The following is a 15,835-nucleotide window of genomic DNA, read 5'->3' on the forward strand; positions in this document are numbered from 1 at the left end:
GGTATTCGCTGGGGGTTTTTCATCTTTCCCTAGATGGGAGGAATAAATCATGCTCAATCCGTTAAAAAAATGGTTAGGAAAAGGCTCCAAAGAGCTATCATCTGATTTCGCTGATATTGATTTGGATAATGTGCCTGCACATGTGGCTATCATCATGGATGGCAATGGGCGCTGGGCAAAGCAGAGAGGGTTACCTCGAGTAGCTGGCCATCATTCCGGCATGAAGAATGTAAAGAAAATAACAATGGCGGCCAGTGATATTGGCGTGAAAGTGCTGACCATGTATGCATTTTCAACTGAGAATTGGAAGAGACCCAAGGAAGAAGTCGAATTTCTAATGAAGCTTCCGCAGGAGTTCTTTCCTTTAGAGATTGAAGAATTAATCGAAAATAATGTCCGAATTCGCATGACGGGTTGGAGTGAGGGGCTACCAGACTATACGCTCAAAGCGATAGAAGGGGCAATCGAACGAACGAAACATAACACAGGACTGATATTGAATTTTGCTCTGAATTACGGTGGTCGTAAAGAAATGATCGCTGGGATTCAAGACATTATTCGTGATGTTCAAAGTGGGAAGTTACAGCCAGATGAACTTGATGAAGCTCGGTTTTCTTCTTATATGTTGACTGCAGATTTGCCGGATCCAGATCTATTAATTCGTACTAGCGGCGAGCTGCGTTTAAGTAATTTTTTACTGTGGCAATTAGCGTACTCCGAACTCTGGTTTACGGAAGCGTACTGGCCTGAATTTACAGAAGCGTTATTTTTGCAGGCTATTGCTGAATATCAACGTCGTGCAAGAAGGTACGGCGGCGTGTAATTACGCTATACTTACTCTTCCTGAGAGCCCGCCTATTTGTGTATAGGTCGCGATTTGAAGTTTTACATCTAGGAGGATTCTAACTTGAAGCAGAGGATCGTCACAGGCGTTATTGCAGGTGTTATTTTTATCACGTTATTAGTGCTAGGTGGGTATTGGTACGCAGGTTTGATTGTATTGCTTTCAATAATAGGCTATAGGGAATATGTTCAAATGAATAGCTTCACGGCCTACAAATATTCTTCTCTTATTGGACTAGTTACGTTACTCCTGCTTGTTATCCCGTGGGAAATGATGGGAATATCGCTTCCTATCAGTTCAACAGCAGTGATCTGGTTAGCTATGTTTTCAATGCTTTTTGTTACAGTTGCTTCAAAGAATAAGATCACCATTGACCAAGTATCAATCCTATTGCTTGGCGCAATCTACATCGGACTTGGGTTTTATTATATGATTTCTACACGATTACCCGATCATGGTTTGTTCTGGACGATTTTAGTTTTCGTTTGTATTTGGGCAACGGATTCAGGAGCCTATTTTGTCGGTTCAAAGATTGGGAAGCACCCCCTATGGCCTCAAATAAGCCCTAAGAAGTCGATTGAAGGTGCTGTAGGCGGTATCGTCATCTCAATGATCGTCGCACTAGCATTTACGTGGTATGCACCTGATCTTCTTTCGATCGGGAAAGCTTTATTTCTTGGCTTCGTTATCGCGATCGTAGGGCAAATTGGCGATTTGATTCAGTCTGCTTATAAGCGTGTTAAAGGAATTAAAGATACAGGAACGCTGCTTCCTGGGCACGGTGGAGTACTTGATCGAATGGATAGTTGGTTGATTGTATTTCCATTTATTCATTGGCTCGGAATTATTCCCCATTAATCGCAGTTTACGAGGTGGATTATGACGAAACGCATTGCGATCCTGGGATCTACAGGCTCGATTGGTACGCAAACATTGGACGTCGTTGCGAATGCTCCAGAACGATTCCAAATTGAAGCCTTATCGGCCGGCTACAATACGAAACTTATTGTTGAACAAATAAAACAGTTTCAACCCAAACTAGTTTCGGTTGCCACAAAAGCTTTAGCAGATGAGGTTGCTCAACAGGTTTCCTCAAAAACCAAAATCGTGTTCGGTGATGATGGGCTTATTGAAGTTGCCGCTTCAACAGAAGCGGATGTGGTTGTGACTGCTTTGGTAGGTAGCCAGGGGCTGAAGCCTACGATGGCCGCTATTGAAGCTGGCAAACACATTGGTCTAGCGAACAAAGAGACGCTCGTTAGCGCTGGCCATATCATAACTAGTGCTGTTAAACGCAAAGGGGTTGCTTTACTGCCTATAGATAGCGAGCATTCTGCCATTTTTCAGTGCTTAAATGGGGAAAATCGCAATCAAGTGGCAACAATTACACTAACCGCTTCTGGTGGTTCATTCCGAGATCGGACGCGAAGCGAATTGGAAGGGGTTACTGTCGATCAAGCTTTGCAGCATCCAAACTGGTCGATGGGCGCTAAGATTACGATAGATTCAGCTACGATGGTGAACAAAGGGCTTGAGGTGATCGAAGCGCGATGGCTGTTCGATCTGACTTATGATCAAATCAATGTATTGATCCATCCTGAAAGTGTCATACACTCCTATGTGGAGTTTGTGGATAACAGTGTCATTGCTCAATTAGGAAATCCAGATATGCGTGTACCTATTCAGTATGCGTTAACTTACCCGCAGCGGTTTACAACACCTTCGAAGCGCTTAGATTTGTCGGCCATTGGTAAATTGAACTTCCGCGAGATGGATTTCAATAGGTATCCTTGCTTACGTATGGCCTATGAAAGCGGTAGGCAAGGAGGTACCGCACCAACTGTGTTTAACGCTGCGAATGAAATCGCGGTCGCTCGATTCTTAAAAGGCGAGATTACCTTTTTACAAATTGAGGAAGTAATTGAATCTGTTCTTCAGAAACATCTGTCTTACGCAGATCCTACACTGGAACTCATTCAAGAGCAGGATGCATGGGCGAGAGCTCAAGCAACATCGATTCAATTTTAATGAAGAAAGGAGAGCTTTGGTCAGCTTGTTTTGGCTCAGCTCTTTTTTTAATCTTTCGAGCGTCTAGGCAGCGTACATGAAAGTCTAAATGAAACTCCACTATCGTATACTGTGCTAAAAGGGGACAGCTTGTATTCAGTCGTTCAATAATGGTAATCTAAGATCATGTCGCCCATTATTTGACGATAAGCCCAAATAAGATGCTTACGATGCAAGTTTTCTTACGAAAACTTTAAGGAGGAAATACGACTTGTCAGCCATAGAAGTTGGATTGAAAGTTATTTTGTTGTTTTTTGTTCTAGTGACGATTCATGAATGGGGTCATTTTTACTTTGCAAAGCGAGCGGGTATTCTTGTAAGAGAGTTTGCTATCGGTTTTGGACCCAAAATTTTTTCATATAAAAAAGGGGAGACCAGGTACACGTTACGTATTCTTCCTATTGGCGGGTTCGTTCGTATGGCTGGAGAAGATCCAGAAATCGTTCAAGTAAACCCTGGACAAACAATTGCGATTCAATTGAACAAGATGGATCAGGTAACTGCATTATATTTGGATCAATTAGATCGTCGTTCTAATGTCATTATCGGGGTCGTCGAACAAATTGATCTAGATAGAAGTCTTAAGGTTACCCTTGACGTAGATGGAGAAACGGTCACCTACCCAGTCGAACCTGACGCGATGATGGTAACCAAAGGAACTGAAACACAAATTGCGCCTTACGATCGGCAATTTGGCAGTAAGTCAGTGGGGAAAAGAGCGCTTGCCATTGTTATGGGGCCCGTGATGAATTTCTTATTGGCGATTGTTTTGTTTTTTATTGTGGTTATCATGTCAGGTGTGTTTACGAATGTGAAACTTGATTCTGTTGTATCGGGTAAAGCCGGCGAAAAGTCAGGGCTTCATAAAGGCGATATTATAATGTCAATTGACAGTCAGCCGATTGGAGACAATCGTGAAAAACTTGTAACAGCAATTCAACAGTCCGCAGGCAAAGAAATGACCTGGGTTGTGGATCGTGCGGGGAATCCGATTACGCTGCAAGTTACTCCCGAAATGGAAGCTGGTTCAGGGAAATTAGGTGTTGTTATTTCTGGAGATCGCAGGAGTGCTTCATTTAGTGAAGTGCTGTCAGGCACTTACGAACAAGTTGTAGGCACAACAATAGGTATTGTGACTGGTTTGAAGAAGTTAGTATTGCTCCAATTTAAGCTTGACGATTTGGGGGGTCCTGTACGTACAGCGCAGGTATCTGCTGAGTTTGCAAAACTTGGAATGACATATTTAATTTCTTGGGCGGCTACACTTAGCCTATACCTTGGAATCTTTAATTTGTTGCCGATTCCGGCTTTAGATGGCAGTCGATTACTGTTTATGGGACTTGAGGCGCTTCGTGGGAAACCGATTGATCCTAATCGTGAGAGTATGGTTCATTTTGTTGGGTTTGCATTATTGATGCTGCTTATGGTTGCAGTTACTTATAATGACATTTTACGTTTGATTAAGGGGTAAGCAATATGTAGGAAATAAGTTTTTTTGAGAGCTCACTTAGATGGTGATCATTGCAAGTTTTCTTCATGTAAAACGCATAGGAGGATTTTATGTCAAAGGATATGTCTAAAGATAAGCAATTTGTAAAAGAAATTACACCACAAGGTGAGGATTTCTCACGTTGGTATATAGATGTTATTAAGAAAGCTGACTTGATGAGCTACTCTCCCGTACGTGGGTGTATCGTATTCAAACCAGACGGTTATGAGATCTGGGAAAATATTCAACGTGATCTTGACCGTCGTTTTAAAGAAACGGGGCATCGGAATGCATATTTCCCGTTATTTATTCCTGAGAGCTTTTTTCAAAAAGAAAAAGAGCACGTTGAAGGCTTCAATCCTGAACTACCTTGGGTAACCGAAGCAGGCGGAGAAAAGCTTGAGGAGCGTTTGGCGATTCGTCCAACCTCGGAGACGATGATTGGTCATATGTATTCCGAATGGATTAACTCATACCGTGATCTTCCGCTGCTTATTAACCAGTGGGCGAATGTTGTACGTTGGGAAAAGCGAACCTTGCCATTCCTTCGTACGACTGAATTCCTCTGGCAAGAAGGGCACACGGCACATGAGGATGAGCAGGATGCACGACGAGAAACGATGCAGATGCTTGAGGTTTATCGTGATTTTGCAGAAAACTTCTTAGCTATTCCAGTTATCGTTGGACAGAAGACGCCATCTGAGAAGTTCGCAGGTGCACTTGATACTTTCTCGATTGAAGCCATGATGAAAGACGGCAAAGCGGTTCAAGCAGGTACGTCCCATTATCTGGGGACTAATTTCGCCGTCGCATTCGATATCAAATTTTTGGATCGCGAGAATCAGCACCAATTTGCTCATACAACTTCATGGGGGGTGAGTACTCGTTTGATTGGGGCCCTGATCATGGTGCATGGTGACGATCGCGGTCTAGTGCTGCCACCAAAAGTAGCTCCAACCCAAGTAATTATGATACCCATTGGTCCACCTAAGACAAGAGAACAAGTCATCGGTCGTGTTGACGAATTGTATGCTCAGTTGAAAAAAGCAGGTGTTCGCGTGAAAGTGGACGATCGTGCAGATCAAAGTCCTGGTTGGAAATTCAACGAATACGAGATGCGCGGCGTGCCGATTCGTGTTGAGTTAGGGCCTCGTGATATGGAAAATGGACAAGTCGTTCTTGTATCCCGTGTAAGTGGAGAGAAGAAGGTTGTTCTTCAAGTGAACTTCGTAGAAGAAATAGAGAATTTACTTGCTGAGATTCATCAGCAGATGTATGATAAAGCAAAGCAGTTCCGTGATGAGCACTATATTGCTGTTGATACGATTGATGAATTCAAGACATTTTTAGAAAGCAAACGTGGCTTTGCTTTGGCTGGTTGGTGCGGATCGAGCGCATGCGAAGCGCAAGTGAAAGAAGAGACTGGCGCAACAAGTCGAAATATTCCATTCAACCCTTCGGAAACGAAGTCCACTTGCCTTGTTTGCGGGGAAGCATCACAACATACTGTTTTATTCGGCAGAAGCTATTAATGTAGTCGCTATTTTATTTAAATAAACATGAGGGCAACGGAAGCAACATCTCCATTGCCCTTCGTATTTTTTGGGGAGGAAATTCATGAGTAATTTGGCTGATAAACGGAATCGCTTTGAGCTTTTGATGCAGCAAGCCGAAATTCCAGCCGATACCGTACGGTCATTTTTTGCGGAAGGGTACATCGAGCAAGTAGAAATTAGCCGGAAAAATCGCGACTGGACCTTTTATTTGGTGAAAAATGAATTGGTGCCTCATAACATTTACCGCTCTTTTTGTAAAATGATTCAAGAAAAATTTGCCCAAATCGCGAAAATACGCTTTATCTGGCGGTTTGAGCAAGCGGAGACCTCTGCGTTAGTTGATGAATACTGGAGTCTCTTTATGGAATGGCTGCAGCGTGAAGTAGTGTCTATTAATGGCTGGATGAGTAAGGCCAAAGTCGACGTTCAAGGAAATGCATTGACACTAATCATGCTTGATCAGATCGGGCTTGAACTTGCTAAGAAAAAGAATATTGATATGTTTATTCGTAACTTTTTCCATAATTTTTTTCAAACTGAGCTGACAGTTAAATATGCCGTTAGTGATACAAGTGAAATTGAAGCGGAATATGAGAAATTTGCAAAGCAAAGAACACAAGATGAGCGAAGTGTCACGCAAGAAATCATGATGTCGATTGAGCAGGAGGAAGAAGCATCGTCGCTTCCGGATACTGATCTCAAACTAGTCATTGGTTATGATATAAAGGAGGTTCCTACTCCGCTCAAGGATATTCAAGAGGAAGAGAAGAAAGTGACCGTTCAGGGGACAGTGTTCGGTTTGGAAGTTAAGGAACTAAGGAATGGTAATACGTTGTTTACGTTCAATTTGACAGATTTCTCGGATTCAATGTCAATGAAAGTTTTTGCAAAAACGAAGGACGACGTTAAAATACTTAGCTTGCTTGCGAATGGTACTTGGATAAAGGCACGCGGTAAAGTGGAGTATGATCGCTTTATGCCAATCCCTGAACTTGTTATGATCCCTAATGACCTTAACGAAGTGATGGGACCGAAAGATCGTATGGATGATGCCAAGGAAAAACGTGTTGAATTTCATTTGCATACGTCAATGAGTACGATGGATGGACTCACTCCCGTGGACCAGTATGTCAAGATGGCGGCTAAATGGGGCCATAAAGCTATCGCTATTACAGATCACAGTAATATTCAATGTTATCCGGATGCAGGAAAAGCAGCTAAAAAGCATGGCATTAAAGTAATATTTGGGTTGGAAGCAAATGTCGTAAATGATTCGGTTCCAATTGTCATGAACCCGCGCGATGTGGATTTAAAGCAAGGAACTTACGTGATTTTTGACGTGGAGACAACGGGGTTATCTGTTACAAATAATAGAATTATAGAGCTTGCAGGTGTCAAGATGCAGGATGGGAAAGAAATAGACCGTTTTGCAACATTTATCAATCCGCATGAGAAAATTCCGTATAACATTCAGCAGTTAACGAATATCAATGATGATATGGTCAAAGATGCACCAGATATTGAGGAAGAGCTTCCTAAATTTGTGGATTTTATTGGGGATTCCGTTTTAGTGGCTCATAATGCACGTTTTGATATGGGTTTTTTACAAACCAATTTGAAACGGATGGGGCTCCCAGAGGTTAACAATTCAGCGCTCGACACATTGGAACTGGCTCGGTTTCTATTTCCGTCGATGAAAAACCATCGGTTGAATACCCTGTCAGATAAGTTTAAAGTCAGCTTGGATAACCATCACCGAGCGATTGATGACTCGATTGCGTTAGGGTACGTGCTTTATCATTTAATTAATGAAGCAGCAGATAGGCAAATTATGAACCTAACAAAATTGAATGATTATGTAGGCAAAGATTTATCGAATCAACGTCCGTTTCATTGCTGTATCTATGCGCTTAATGCTGTAGGGAAGAAAAACTTATTCAAGCTTATTTCACTATCTCACACAAAGTATTTACAACGGACAGCAAGTATTCCAAAAAGTGTTTTAGTAGAGCTAAGAGAAGGACTTCTAATAACCTCTGGATGCGAAAAAGGAGAGTTTTTCGAAGCGGTACTCAATAAATCACTGGAAGAAGCAGAGCAAGTGGCTGAATTCTATGATATTCTCGAAATCCAACCTGTTAGCTATAACATGCATTTGGTTGATAAGGGTTTGGTTGGCAGTGTAGGTGACCTAGAGAATGCTGTGCGCCGCGTCTGTGAAATTGGCTACAAATCGGGTAAGCCAGTCATTGCTACTGGCAATGTTCATTACCTTAATCCTAGAGAGAAAGTCTGTCGGGACATTACGATTAACGGTATAACAGGTTTCAGCCCGCTTAAGGGAATGAAGAAACCGGATGCACATTTCCGGACGACCAAAGAAATGCTGGAGGAATTTAAGTTTCTTGGTGAAGAAAAAGCTCACGAGGTCGTTATTCGGAGTACGAATGACTTAGCTGACCGTTTTGAGGAAATTCAGCTTTTCCCAGATAAGCTGTTCACTCCCATCATAGAAGGCGCCGACGATGAAATTCGCACTACTTGCTATGAGACGGCCAAAGGTATTTACGGCGATGAACTACCAGAAGTAATTATTGCTCGTTTGGAGAAAGAACTTGTTCCGATTATTAAGTTTGGTTTCTCTGCGAACTATCTGATCTCGGAACGACTAGTGAAAAAATCAAATGAGGATGGTTATTTGGTTGGTTCTCGGGGCTCCGTTGGTTCTTCCGTTGTTGCGATGATGCTTGGAATCTCTGAAGTGAATCCGTTACCACCGCATTACATCTGCTATTCTTGTCGACATAGTGAATGGTTTCTGGACGGTAGCGTCCCAAGCGGCTTTGACCTTCCGAATAAAGTTTGTCCTAACTGTGGAGGTAATTTAAAAGGGGATGGACATGATATCCCATTCGAAACGTTCCTTGGTTTTAAAGGGGATAAGGTTCCCGATATTGACTTGAACTTTTCAGGCGAATACCAGCCTGTAGCACATAATTACACAAAGACCCTGTTTGGAGAGAAAAGCGTGTTTCGTGCCGGTACGATTGGTACAGTAGCGGAAAAGACGGCATTTGGTTTTGTGAAGAAATACGAGGAAGAACAAGGGCAAAAGTGGCGCGGAGCAGAAATTAGCCGACTTGCTTCAGGCTGTACAGGTGTGAAGCGCAGCACGGGTCAACATCCTGGGGGTATCGTTGTAGTTCCCGATTATATGGAAGTAGATGATATTACGCCTGTGCAGTTTCCTGCGGATGACAAAAATTCCGAGTGGATGACAACTCATTTCGATTATCATGCATTTGATGCTAACTTGCTGAAACTCGATATTCTTGGACACGACGATCCTACAATGATGCGGATGCTTCAGGATTTGACAGGAATCGATCCCACAACCATTCCGATGAATGATGCCAAAGCAATGAGTATATTTAACTCAACAGAAGCGATTGGTGTGAGACCTGATCAAATTCGTTCTCCAGTCGCTACTTATGGTGTTCCCGAGATGGGAACGAAGTTCGTTCGCCAGATGCTCCAAGAGACGCAGCCGAGCTCCTTCGCGGACTTACTGCAGATTTCCGGGCTTTCTCACGGTACCGGAGTATGGCTTGGCAACGCGCAAGAGCTTATTAAGAAAGGGATATGCAACATCAAAACAGTTATCGGCTGTCGTGATGATATCATGCTCTATTTGATCTATAAAGCGGGAATGGACGCAGGGCTTGCTTTTAAAATCACGGAGAGTGTTCGTAAAGGCAAGGGGCTCACGGATGAGTGGAAAGATGAAATGAAGAAATGTAATGTGCCTGCCTGGTACATTGAATCATGTGAACGCATCGAATACATGTTTCCAAAGGCGCACGCCGCCGCTTACGTTATTTCAGCAGTTCGTACGGCATTTTTCAAGGTATATCATCCGATTGCATACTATGCCACGTACTTTAGTGTAAGAGCGGCTGATTTTGATCTTGAGCTGCTATGCCAAGGCTATGATGCAATCATGAAACGGCTAGTTGAGATTGAAGAGAAGGGTTTCCAAGCTCTCCCTAAGGAAAAAGCGATGGTGTCGATTCTGGAGATGGCGCTTGAAATGACGTCCCGCGGTTTCAGTTTCAAGCCGATTGATATTTATAGGTCCGATGCGAGTCGATTTATCATTGATGAGAATGCATTGATTCCTCCATTTGCAGCCTTGCAGGGGATTGGCGAGAATGCTGCCAAAAATATCGCCGCTGCCAAAGACCAAGGTGACTTCTTGTCTGTCGAAGATTTCCAAAGTCGATCGAAAGCGTCTAAGACAGTCATCGAGCTTCTTTCGTCTATGGGATGTTTCCGTGGGTTACCTGAATCCAATCAATTGTCATTATTTTAAGTCTCATGTAGAAAAGTGTTCTTAAAAGAGCTTTGCATGTAAATACTAATGGCACAGATTTCTTTTGAAATACGTTATCCCAAGCACTTCTGGCTATTGTTTTGAAGGCAAGTCCCCAAGCTGTCAAGTGAAAATGATTAACAAGTTTGCTATTGTAAAGGCAAGAGGGGTTATGGTATAATTTTTCTTGGCAATAATGAGGATATCATCTTGTGATTAAAGAGTGGGGAAACCCACTCTTTACATTTTGATATAGGACTTTTCGTTGTAGAACAATGCAAAGCTCATTTTAGGAGGGCAAATCAATCCGTGGTTACACAAGCACAAATCAAATCTGTCATTGAGGACATGCTGAAAGATTTTATAGAACAAAATGGATTTGAACTCGTTGATATTGAATACGTCAAAGAGGGCAGCAACTGGTTCCTTCGTGTCTATGCAGACAAAGAAGGCGGCATTGATATAGATGATTGCGGCCGTATTAGCGAATACTTAAGTACTAAATTGGATGAGCACGACCCTATATCTGATGCCTATTTCTTGGAAGTGTCTTCACCAGGTGCAGAACGTCCATTGAAAAAGCTGCAGGATTATCACAAGGCTATCAATAGTCATGTGTTCGTTACTACCTATGAGCAAATAGACGGTTCCAAAGAATTTGAAGGACTGCTGCTCGCTTTCGATGGTGAGGAACTCATTGTTGAAGTGGGCAAAAAGAAGCATATTTTACCTTTTGCTAAAGTTGCCAGCGCACGCTTGGCAATCGTCTTTTAGCAATCGTACTTATTGAAAGGGGGAACTCGGTTCAAATGAACATGGATTTTATCGATGCGCTGTCGGAAATTGAACGTGAGAAAGGTATCTCTAAAGAGCTGCTGATCGATGCAATTGAAGCGGCGATGATTTCAAGTTATAAGCGTAATTTCAATACGGCACAGAATGTACGAGTAGACATTAACCGCCACACGGGTCTCATTAAGGTATATGCAAGAAAAACCGTGACGGAGGAAGTACTGGATCCCCGTATGGAAATATCAGTTCACGCATCCCGTGAAATCAATCCGAATTATCAATTGGATGATATCGTTGAAATTGAAGTAACACCTCGCGATTTCGGTCGTATCGCTGCTCAAACAGCAAAGCAAGTTGTCACTCAACGTATTCGTGAAGCGGAAAGAGGCTTAATTTATAACGCTTTTATCGACAAAGAAGAAGATATCGTGACAGGTATTTTCCAACGTCAAGATCAACGCAATGTGTATGTGGATCTTGGAAAAGTTGAAGCTGTGCTTCCACTGACAGAGCTGATGCCTACAGATAAATTCAAGCAGGGTGATCGCATCAAAGCGTATATCACCAAAGTGGAGAACACGACGAAAGGGCCGCAAATCATTCTATCCAGAACACATCCAGGATTGTTGAAACGCCTCTTTGAGCTCGAAGTTCCTGAGATTTTTGATGGCGTCGTAGAGATCCGTTCGGTTGCGCGTGAAGCGGGTTTCCGTTCCAAGATTGCTGTGCATTCACGCAATGCTGAGGTTGATCCGGTAGGTTCCTGTGTAGGGCCTAAAGGATTACGTGTTCAAACCATCGTGGGTGAACTTCGCGGCGAGAAAATTGATATTGTTCGTTGGATGGAGAGCGTGGAAGAATATGTAGCTAATGCGCTAAGTCCTTCCAAGGTGCTTGAAGTACAAGTTCATGAAACCGAGAAGATGGCTCGCGTCATTGTGCCAGATTATCAATTATCGCTTGCTATCGGTATCAAAGGACAGAACGCGCGTTTAGCGGCAAAATTGACAGGCTGGAAAATCGACATTAAGAGCGAATCTCAAGCTGAACAAGAGTACGGCAGAAAGAAAACGTATGCGGAAGAAATGCATCAAGATTCTATAAGTATTGACTAACAAGTGTTTGCCTGGAGCAAGGGGTGATCGGAATGAAGCAGAGAAAAATCCCTCTAAGAAAATGCGTGGCCTGCCAGGAAATGATGCCGAAGAGGGAATTGATCCGCGTCGTCAAAACGCCTGAGGATGAAATTCTCATAGATTTAAAAGGGAAGAAATCCGGGCGCGGTGCCTACCTGTGCGGCAAAGTTTCCTGTTTTAAGTTGGCTAAGAAGAGCAAGGCGCTGGATCGGGCGCTGAAGCATGCCGTGAGCGCTGATATTTATGATCAATTGGAGCAGGATTTCATTCGTGTTGAAGACGAGTTCACTTCTTTGAAGGAGGAGAATTCGGATGATGAAGAATAAATTTTTATCCCAATTGGGTTTGGCCATGCGGGCAGGTAAGTTGGTTACGGGCGATGAGGGCGTGTTTAAGGCTATTCGTTCGGGGGAAGCGAAGCTTGTCATTATTGCAGAAGATGCTTCGGCCAATACACAAAAGAAATTTCAAGATAAGTGTCTCTTTTATGGGGTTAAACTCATAGCAATGGGCACCAAATACGAATTAGGTCACAGCATAGGAAAAGAGATGCGTGTTACCATAGGTGTATTGGACGGAGGCTTCGCGCAGATGCTGCAGAAGTGTCACGTAAATCCTGCGGAGGTGAAACATATTGACTAATAAACAAGATAATAAAGATAAGACTCGCGTTTATGAATATGCGAAGGCGCTCAATATGAGCAGTAAAGAAATTATTACAATTCTCAAACGGTTAAATATTCCCGTTAACAATCATATGAGTGTTATGGAAAATGAAGCGGTGAATAGTGTGGAAAAGTTTTTTCGTGATATCAAAGCTAATGCGGCTGCCAAACGAGCAGCTACGGACGGAGGAAATGTGAGTTCATCTACGACGAATCAGAACCCTGCTTCGCAGGCTCCAACACAGGAGAATAAGGGTGCCGCAACTTCGGCTTCAAAGCCAGTTGCCTCAGAACAAACCAATAGCACAGTTGGTGCTTCACAGCAAGCCCAACAAGGTACAGAAGGTACACAAAGTCAATCTCCACGACGTTCGGACGATCAGGTTGTAGCAAGTCGTCCATCTCAGCCACAACGAGACCAACGTCCAAGCAGTCAAGGGTCTAGCCAAGGGCAACGTCCAAGTAGCCAGGGTTCTAGTCAAGGCCAGGGACAACGTCCAGGCTATCAAGGACAACGTCCAAGCGGTCAAGGGTCTAGCCAAGGACAACGTCCAGGTTACCAAGGGCAGGGTCAAGGACAACGTCCTAGTGGTCAAGGTTCCAGTCAAGGTCAAGGTCAACGTACGGGTTCTGGAGACAGACCTCCTTTCCGCTCTAACGATCAAAGACCGAGTAATGCAGGCGGTGGCAACTATGGTACACGTCCAAGCGGTCAAGGCTCAAGTCAAGGAACAGGTGGAGCTAATCGTAGCAGTAATTACGCAGGTGCTCGCCCTAACCAAGGTGCAGGTGGCGCTCAAGGTTCCAGTAGCCAAGGCTCTAGCGGCAACCGGTCGCAAGGTTCAAGTCCGAACCGTGGTGGAGCGGGTCCGAACCGTCCTGCCAGACCGTTTGATAACCGTAATAATCAAAGTGGCAGACCAGTCATTCAAGAAGCTAAGCCACAGTTCCACGTAGGGGCAACTGCCGCTGAGTTAGATGATGCAGCTGCTAAAGCTGGAGTCAAAACAACGAAGAAGACCAAACCGACACCAAAACGCTTTGACGATAATCGCTCTGCTGGGAATCGGGGTCCAGGTGGACAAAACAGAGGCAATCAACGTGGTAACAATAGAGGCAGATATCAGCAAGATACTGTCAAAAAAGAAAAAGTAGATAACACACCTAAGAAAATTATCGTGCGTGGAACGATGACAGTTGGCGAAACGGCTAAATTGTTGCACAAGGATGCTTCCGAGGTTATCAAAAAGCTGTTATTCCTTGGCACTATGGCAACAATTAATCAGGAGCTTGACTTGGAAGCTATCCAACTAATTGCTGGCGAATTTGGTGTCGAAGTCGAGATCAAAATCAAAGTTGAAGAAGATAATTTCGAAACCTTTGAAGAAGTCGATGATGAAGCAGATCTACTTGAACGTCCACCAGTTGTAACGATTATGGGTCACGTTGACCATGGTAAAACGACATTACTAGATGCTATTCGTGAAACATCGGTAACAGAGGGCGAAGCAGGCGGAATTACTCAACATATTGGTGCTTATCAAGTTGAAGTTAATCATAAGAAGATTACTTTCTTGGATACGCCAGGTCACGAAGCGTTCACGACAATGCGTGCCCGCGGTGCACAAGTAACGGATATTACGATTATCGTCGTAGCAGCAGATGATGGCGTTATGCCGCAAACCGTGGAAGCTATTAACCATGCAAAAGCAGCTGGCGTTCCAATCATTGTTGCTGTTAACAAGATTGATAAAGAAGGTTCAAACCCTGATCAAATCAAACAAGCACTTACAGCGTATGAGCTCGTTCCTGAGGAGTGGGGGGGCGATACGATTTTCTGCGAAATCTCGGCGAAACAGCGTATTGGGCTTGAAAACTTGCTTGAGATGATTCTACTTGTCGCAGAAGTTCAAGAATACAAAGCGAATCCGAACAAACGTGCAAGAGCAACAGTTATTGAAGCTGAGCTCGATAAAGGCAGAGGTCCAGTTGCCCGGATTTTGATTCAGCACGGTACATTGAAAGTGGGAGATAGCTTCGTAGCCGGCGTATGCTTTGGCCGTGTTCGCGCTATGGTTAACGATAAAGGTAAGCGATTGAAAGAAGCAGGTCCTTCGACACCGGTGGAAATTACAGGCCTTACAGAAGTTCCACAGGCAGGAGATCCGTTTCTCGCTTACGAAGATGAGCGTAAAGCAAGAGACATCGCAGAGCGTCGCGCAATAGCGCTGCGTCAATCCGAAGTTACAGCAAATACGCGTGTTACATTGGATGACCTCTTTAAACATATTAAAGAAGGCGAAATCAAAGATTTGAATGTCATTATCAAAGGGGACGTTCAAGGTTCTGTTGAAGCGCTGAAAAGCTCGCTCGAGAAAATTGAAGTTGAAGGCGTTCGCGTCAAAATTCTTCATAATGGTGTTGGTGCAATTACTGAATCGGACATCATCCTTGCCTCCGCTTCGAACGCGATCATTATCGGATTTAATGTTCGCCCTGAACCTGCGGCGAAAGCAACAGCTGATCAGGAAAAAGTAGACATTCGTCTGCATAACATTATCTACAATATTATCGAAGAAATTGAGCAAGCTATGAAAGGCATGCTGGATCCAATCTTCAAAGAAGTTGTACTTGGTCAAGCCGAAGTACGTAATGTATTTAAAATTACAGGCTCAGGTACCATTGCTGGCTGTATGATTATTTCTGGTAAAATTGCACGTAATGCACAAACACGCTTGATTCGTAGCGGTATTGTGGTACACGAAGGCAAAATTGATTCCTTGAAACGATTTAAGGATGATCAAAAAGAAGTGGCACAAGGTTATGAATGTGGTATATCCCTAGAGCGATATCATGATATTAAAGAGGGAGACATCATTGAGGCCTTCATCATGGAATCCGTTGAGAGGTGATG

General features: G+C 43.5%; 11 protein-coding genes. All 11 read left to right on the top strand.

Translation table 11 applies throughout. The features are described from left to right. Window positions 1-49: 49 nt before the first annotated feature. The 11 genes from GK047_RS06035 (at window position 50) to infB (ending at window position 15,833) form a co-directional block, all read left to right on the top strand. Entirely contained in the window at window positions 50-823 is a 774-nt protein-coding gene (locus GK047_RS06035) for an isoprenyl transferase (protein ID WP_163942575.1), read from the top strand. 84 nt (window positions 824-907) lie between these two features. Next, entirely contained in the window at window positions 908-1,702 is a 795-nt protein-coding gene (locus GK047_RS06040; protein WP_163942578.1) for a phosphatidate cytidylyltransferase, read from the top strand. A gap of 21 nt (window positions 1,703-1,723) precedes the next feature. Then, window positions 1,724-2,872, top strand: coding sequence for a 1-deoxy-D-xylulose-5-phosphate reductoisomerase (locus GK047_RS06045; RefSeq protein ID WP_163942580.1), 1,149 nt, complete (start codon window positions 1,724-1,726; stop codon window positions 2,870-2,872). Window positions 2,873-3,122: 250 nt separating this feature from the next. Next, a complete protein-coding gene (gene rseP / locus GK047_RS06050) occupies window positions 3,123-4,382 on the top strand; it encodes an RIP metalloprotease RseP (protein WP_163942583.1) in 1,260 nt (419 codons plus the stop codon). 101 nt (window positions 4,383-4,483) lie between these two features. Next, the gene (gene proS, locus GK047_RS06055) at window positions 4,484-5,932 is read left to right on the top strand and encodes a proline--tRNA ligase (protein WP_163943706.1); all 1,449 of its coding nucleotides are present in this window, start codon (window positions 4,484-4,486) and stop codon (window positions 5,930-5,932) included. Between the two features lie 85 nt (window positions 5,933-6,017). Further along, on the top strand, window positions 6,018-10,328 hold the full coding sequence (locus tag GK047_RS06060) for a PolC-type DNA polymerase III (RefSeq protein WP_163942586.1): 4,311 nt from the start codon (window positions 6,018-6,020) through the stop codon (window positions 10,326-10,328). A 309-nt stretch (window positions 10,329-10,637) separates the two neighbouring features. Then, the gene (rimP, locus tag GK047_RS06065; RefSeq protein ID WP_346010286.1) at window positions 10,638-11,102 is read left to right on the top strand and encodes a ribosome maturation factor RimP; all 465 of its coding nucleotides are present in this window, start codon (window positions 10,638-10,640) and stop codon (window positions 11,100-11,102) included. 35 nt (window positions 11,103-11,137) lie between these two features. After that, window positions 11,138-12,235 (top strand): transcription termination factor NusA, encoded by a 1,098-nt coding sequence (gene nusA, locus GK047_RS06070; protein WP_163942589.1) that lies wholly within the window; start codon window positions 11,138-11,140, stop codon window positions 12,233-12,235. A gap of 32 nt (window positions 12,236-12,267) precedes the next feature. Beyond that, a complete protein-coding gene (gene rnpM, locus GK047_RS06075) occupies window positions 12,268-12,582 on the top strand; it encodes an RNase P modulator RnpM (RefSeq protein ID WP_163942592.1) in 315 nt (104 codons plus the stop codon). Then, complete coding sequence (locus tag GK047_RS06080; protein WP_163942595.1) at window positions 12,569-12,898, top strand: L7Ae/L30e/S12e/Gadd45 family ribosomal protein; 330 nt, start codon at window positions 12,569-12,571, stop codon at window positions 12,896-12,898. The genes rnpM and GK047_RS06080 overlap by 14 nt, the downstream gene beginning before the upstream one ends. After that, window positions 12,891-15,833, top strand: coding sequence for a translation initiation factor IF-2 (infB, locus tag GK047_RS06085; RefSeq protein WP_163942599.1), 2,943 nt, complete (start codon window positions 12,891-12,893; stop codon window positions 15,831-15,833). Before GK047_RS06080 ends, infB begins: the two co-directional genes overlap by 8 nt. Window positions 15,834-15,835 lie beyond the last annotated feature (2 nt).

It is taken from the genome of Paenibacillus sp. SYP-B3998 (assembly GCF_010820665.1).
Classification (GTDB): Bacteria; Bacillota; Bacilli; order Paenibacillales; family NBRC-103111; genus Paenibacillus_E.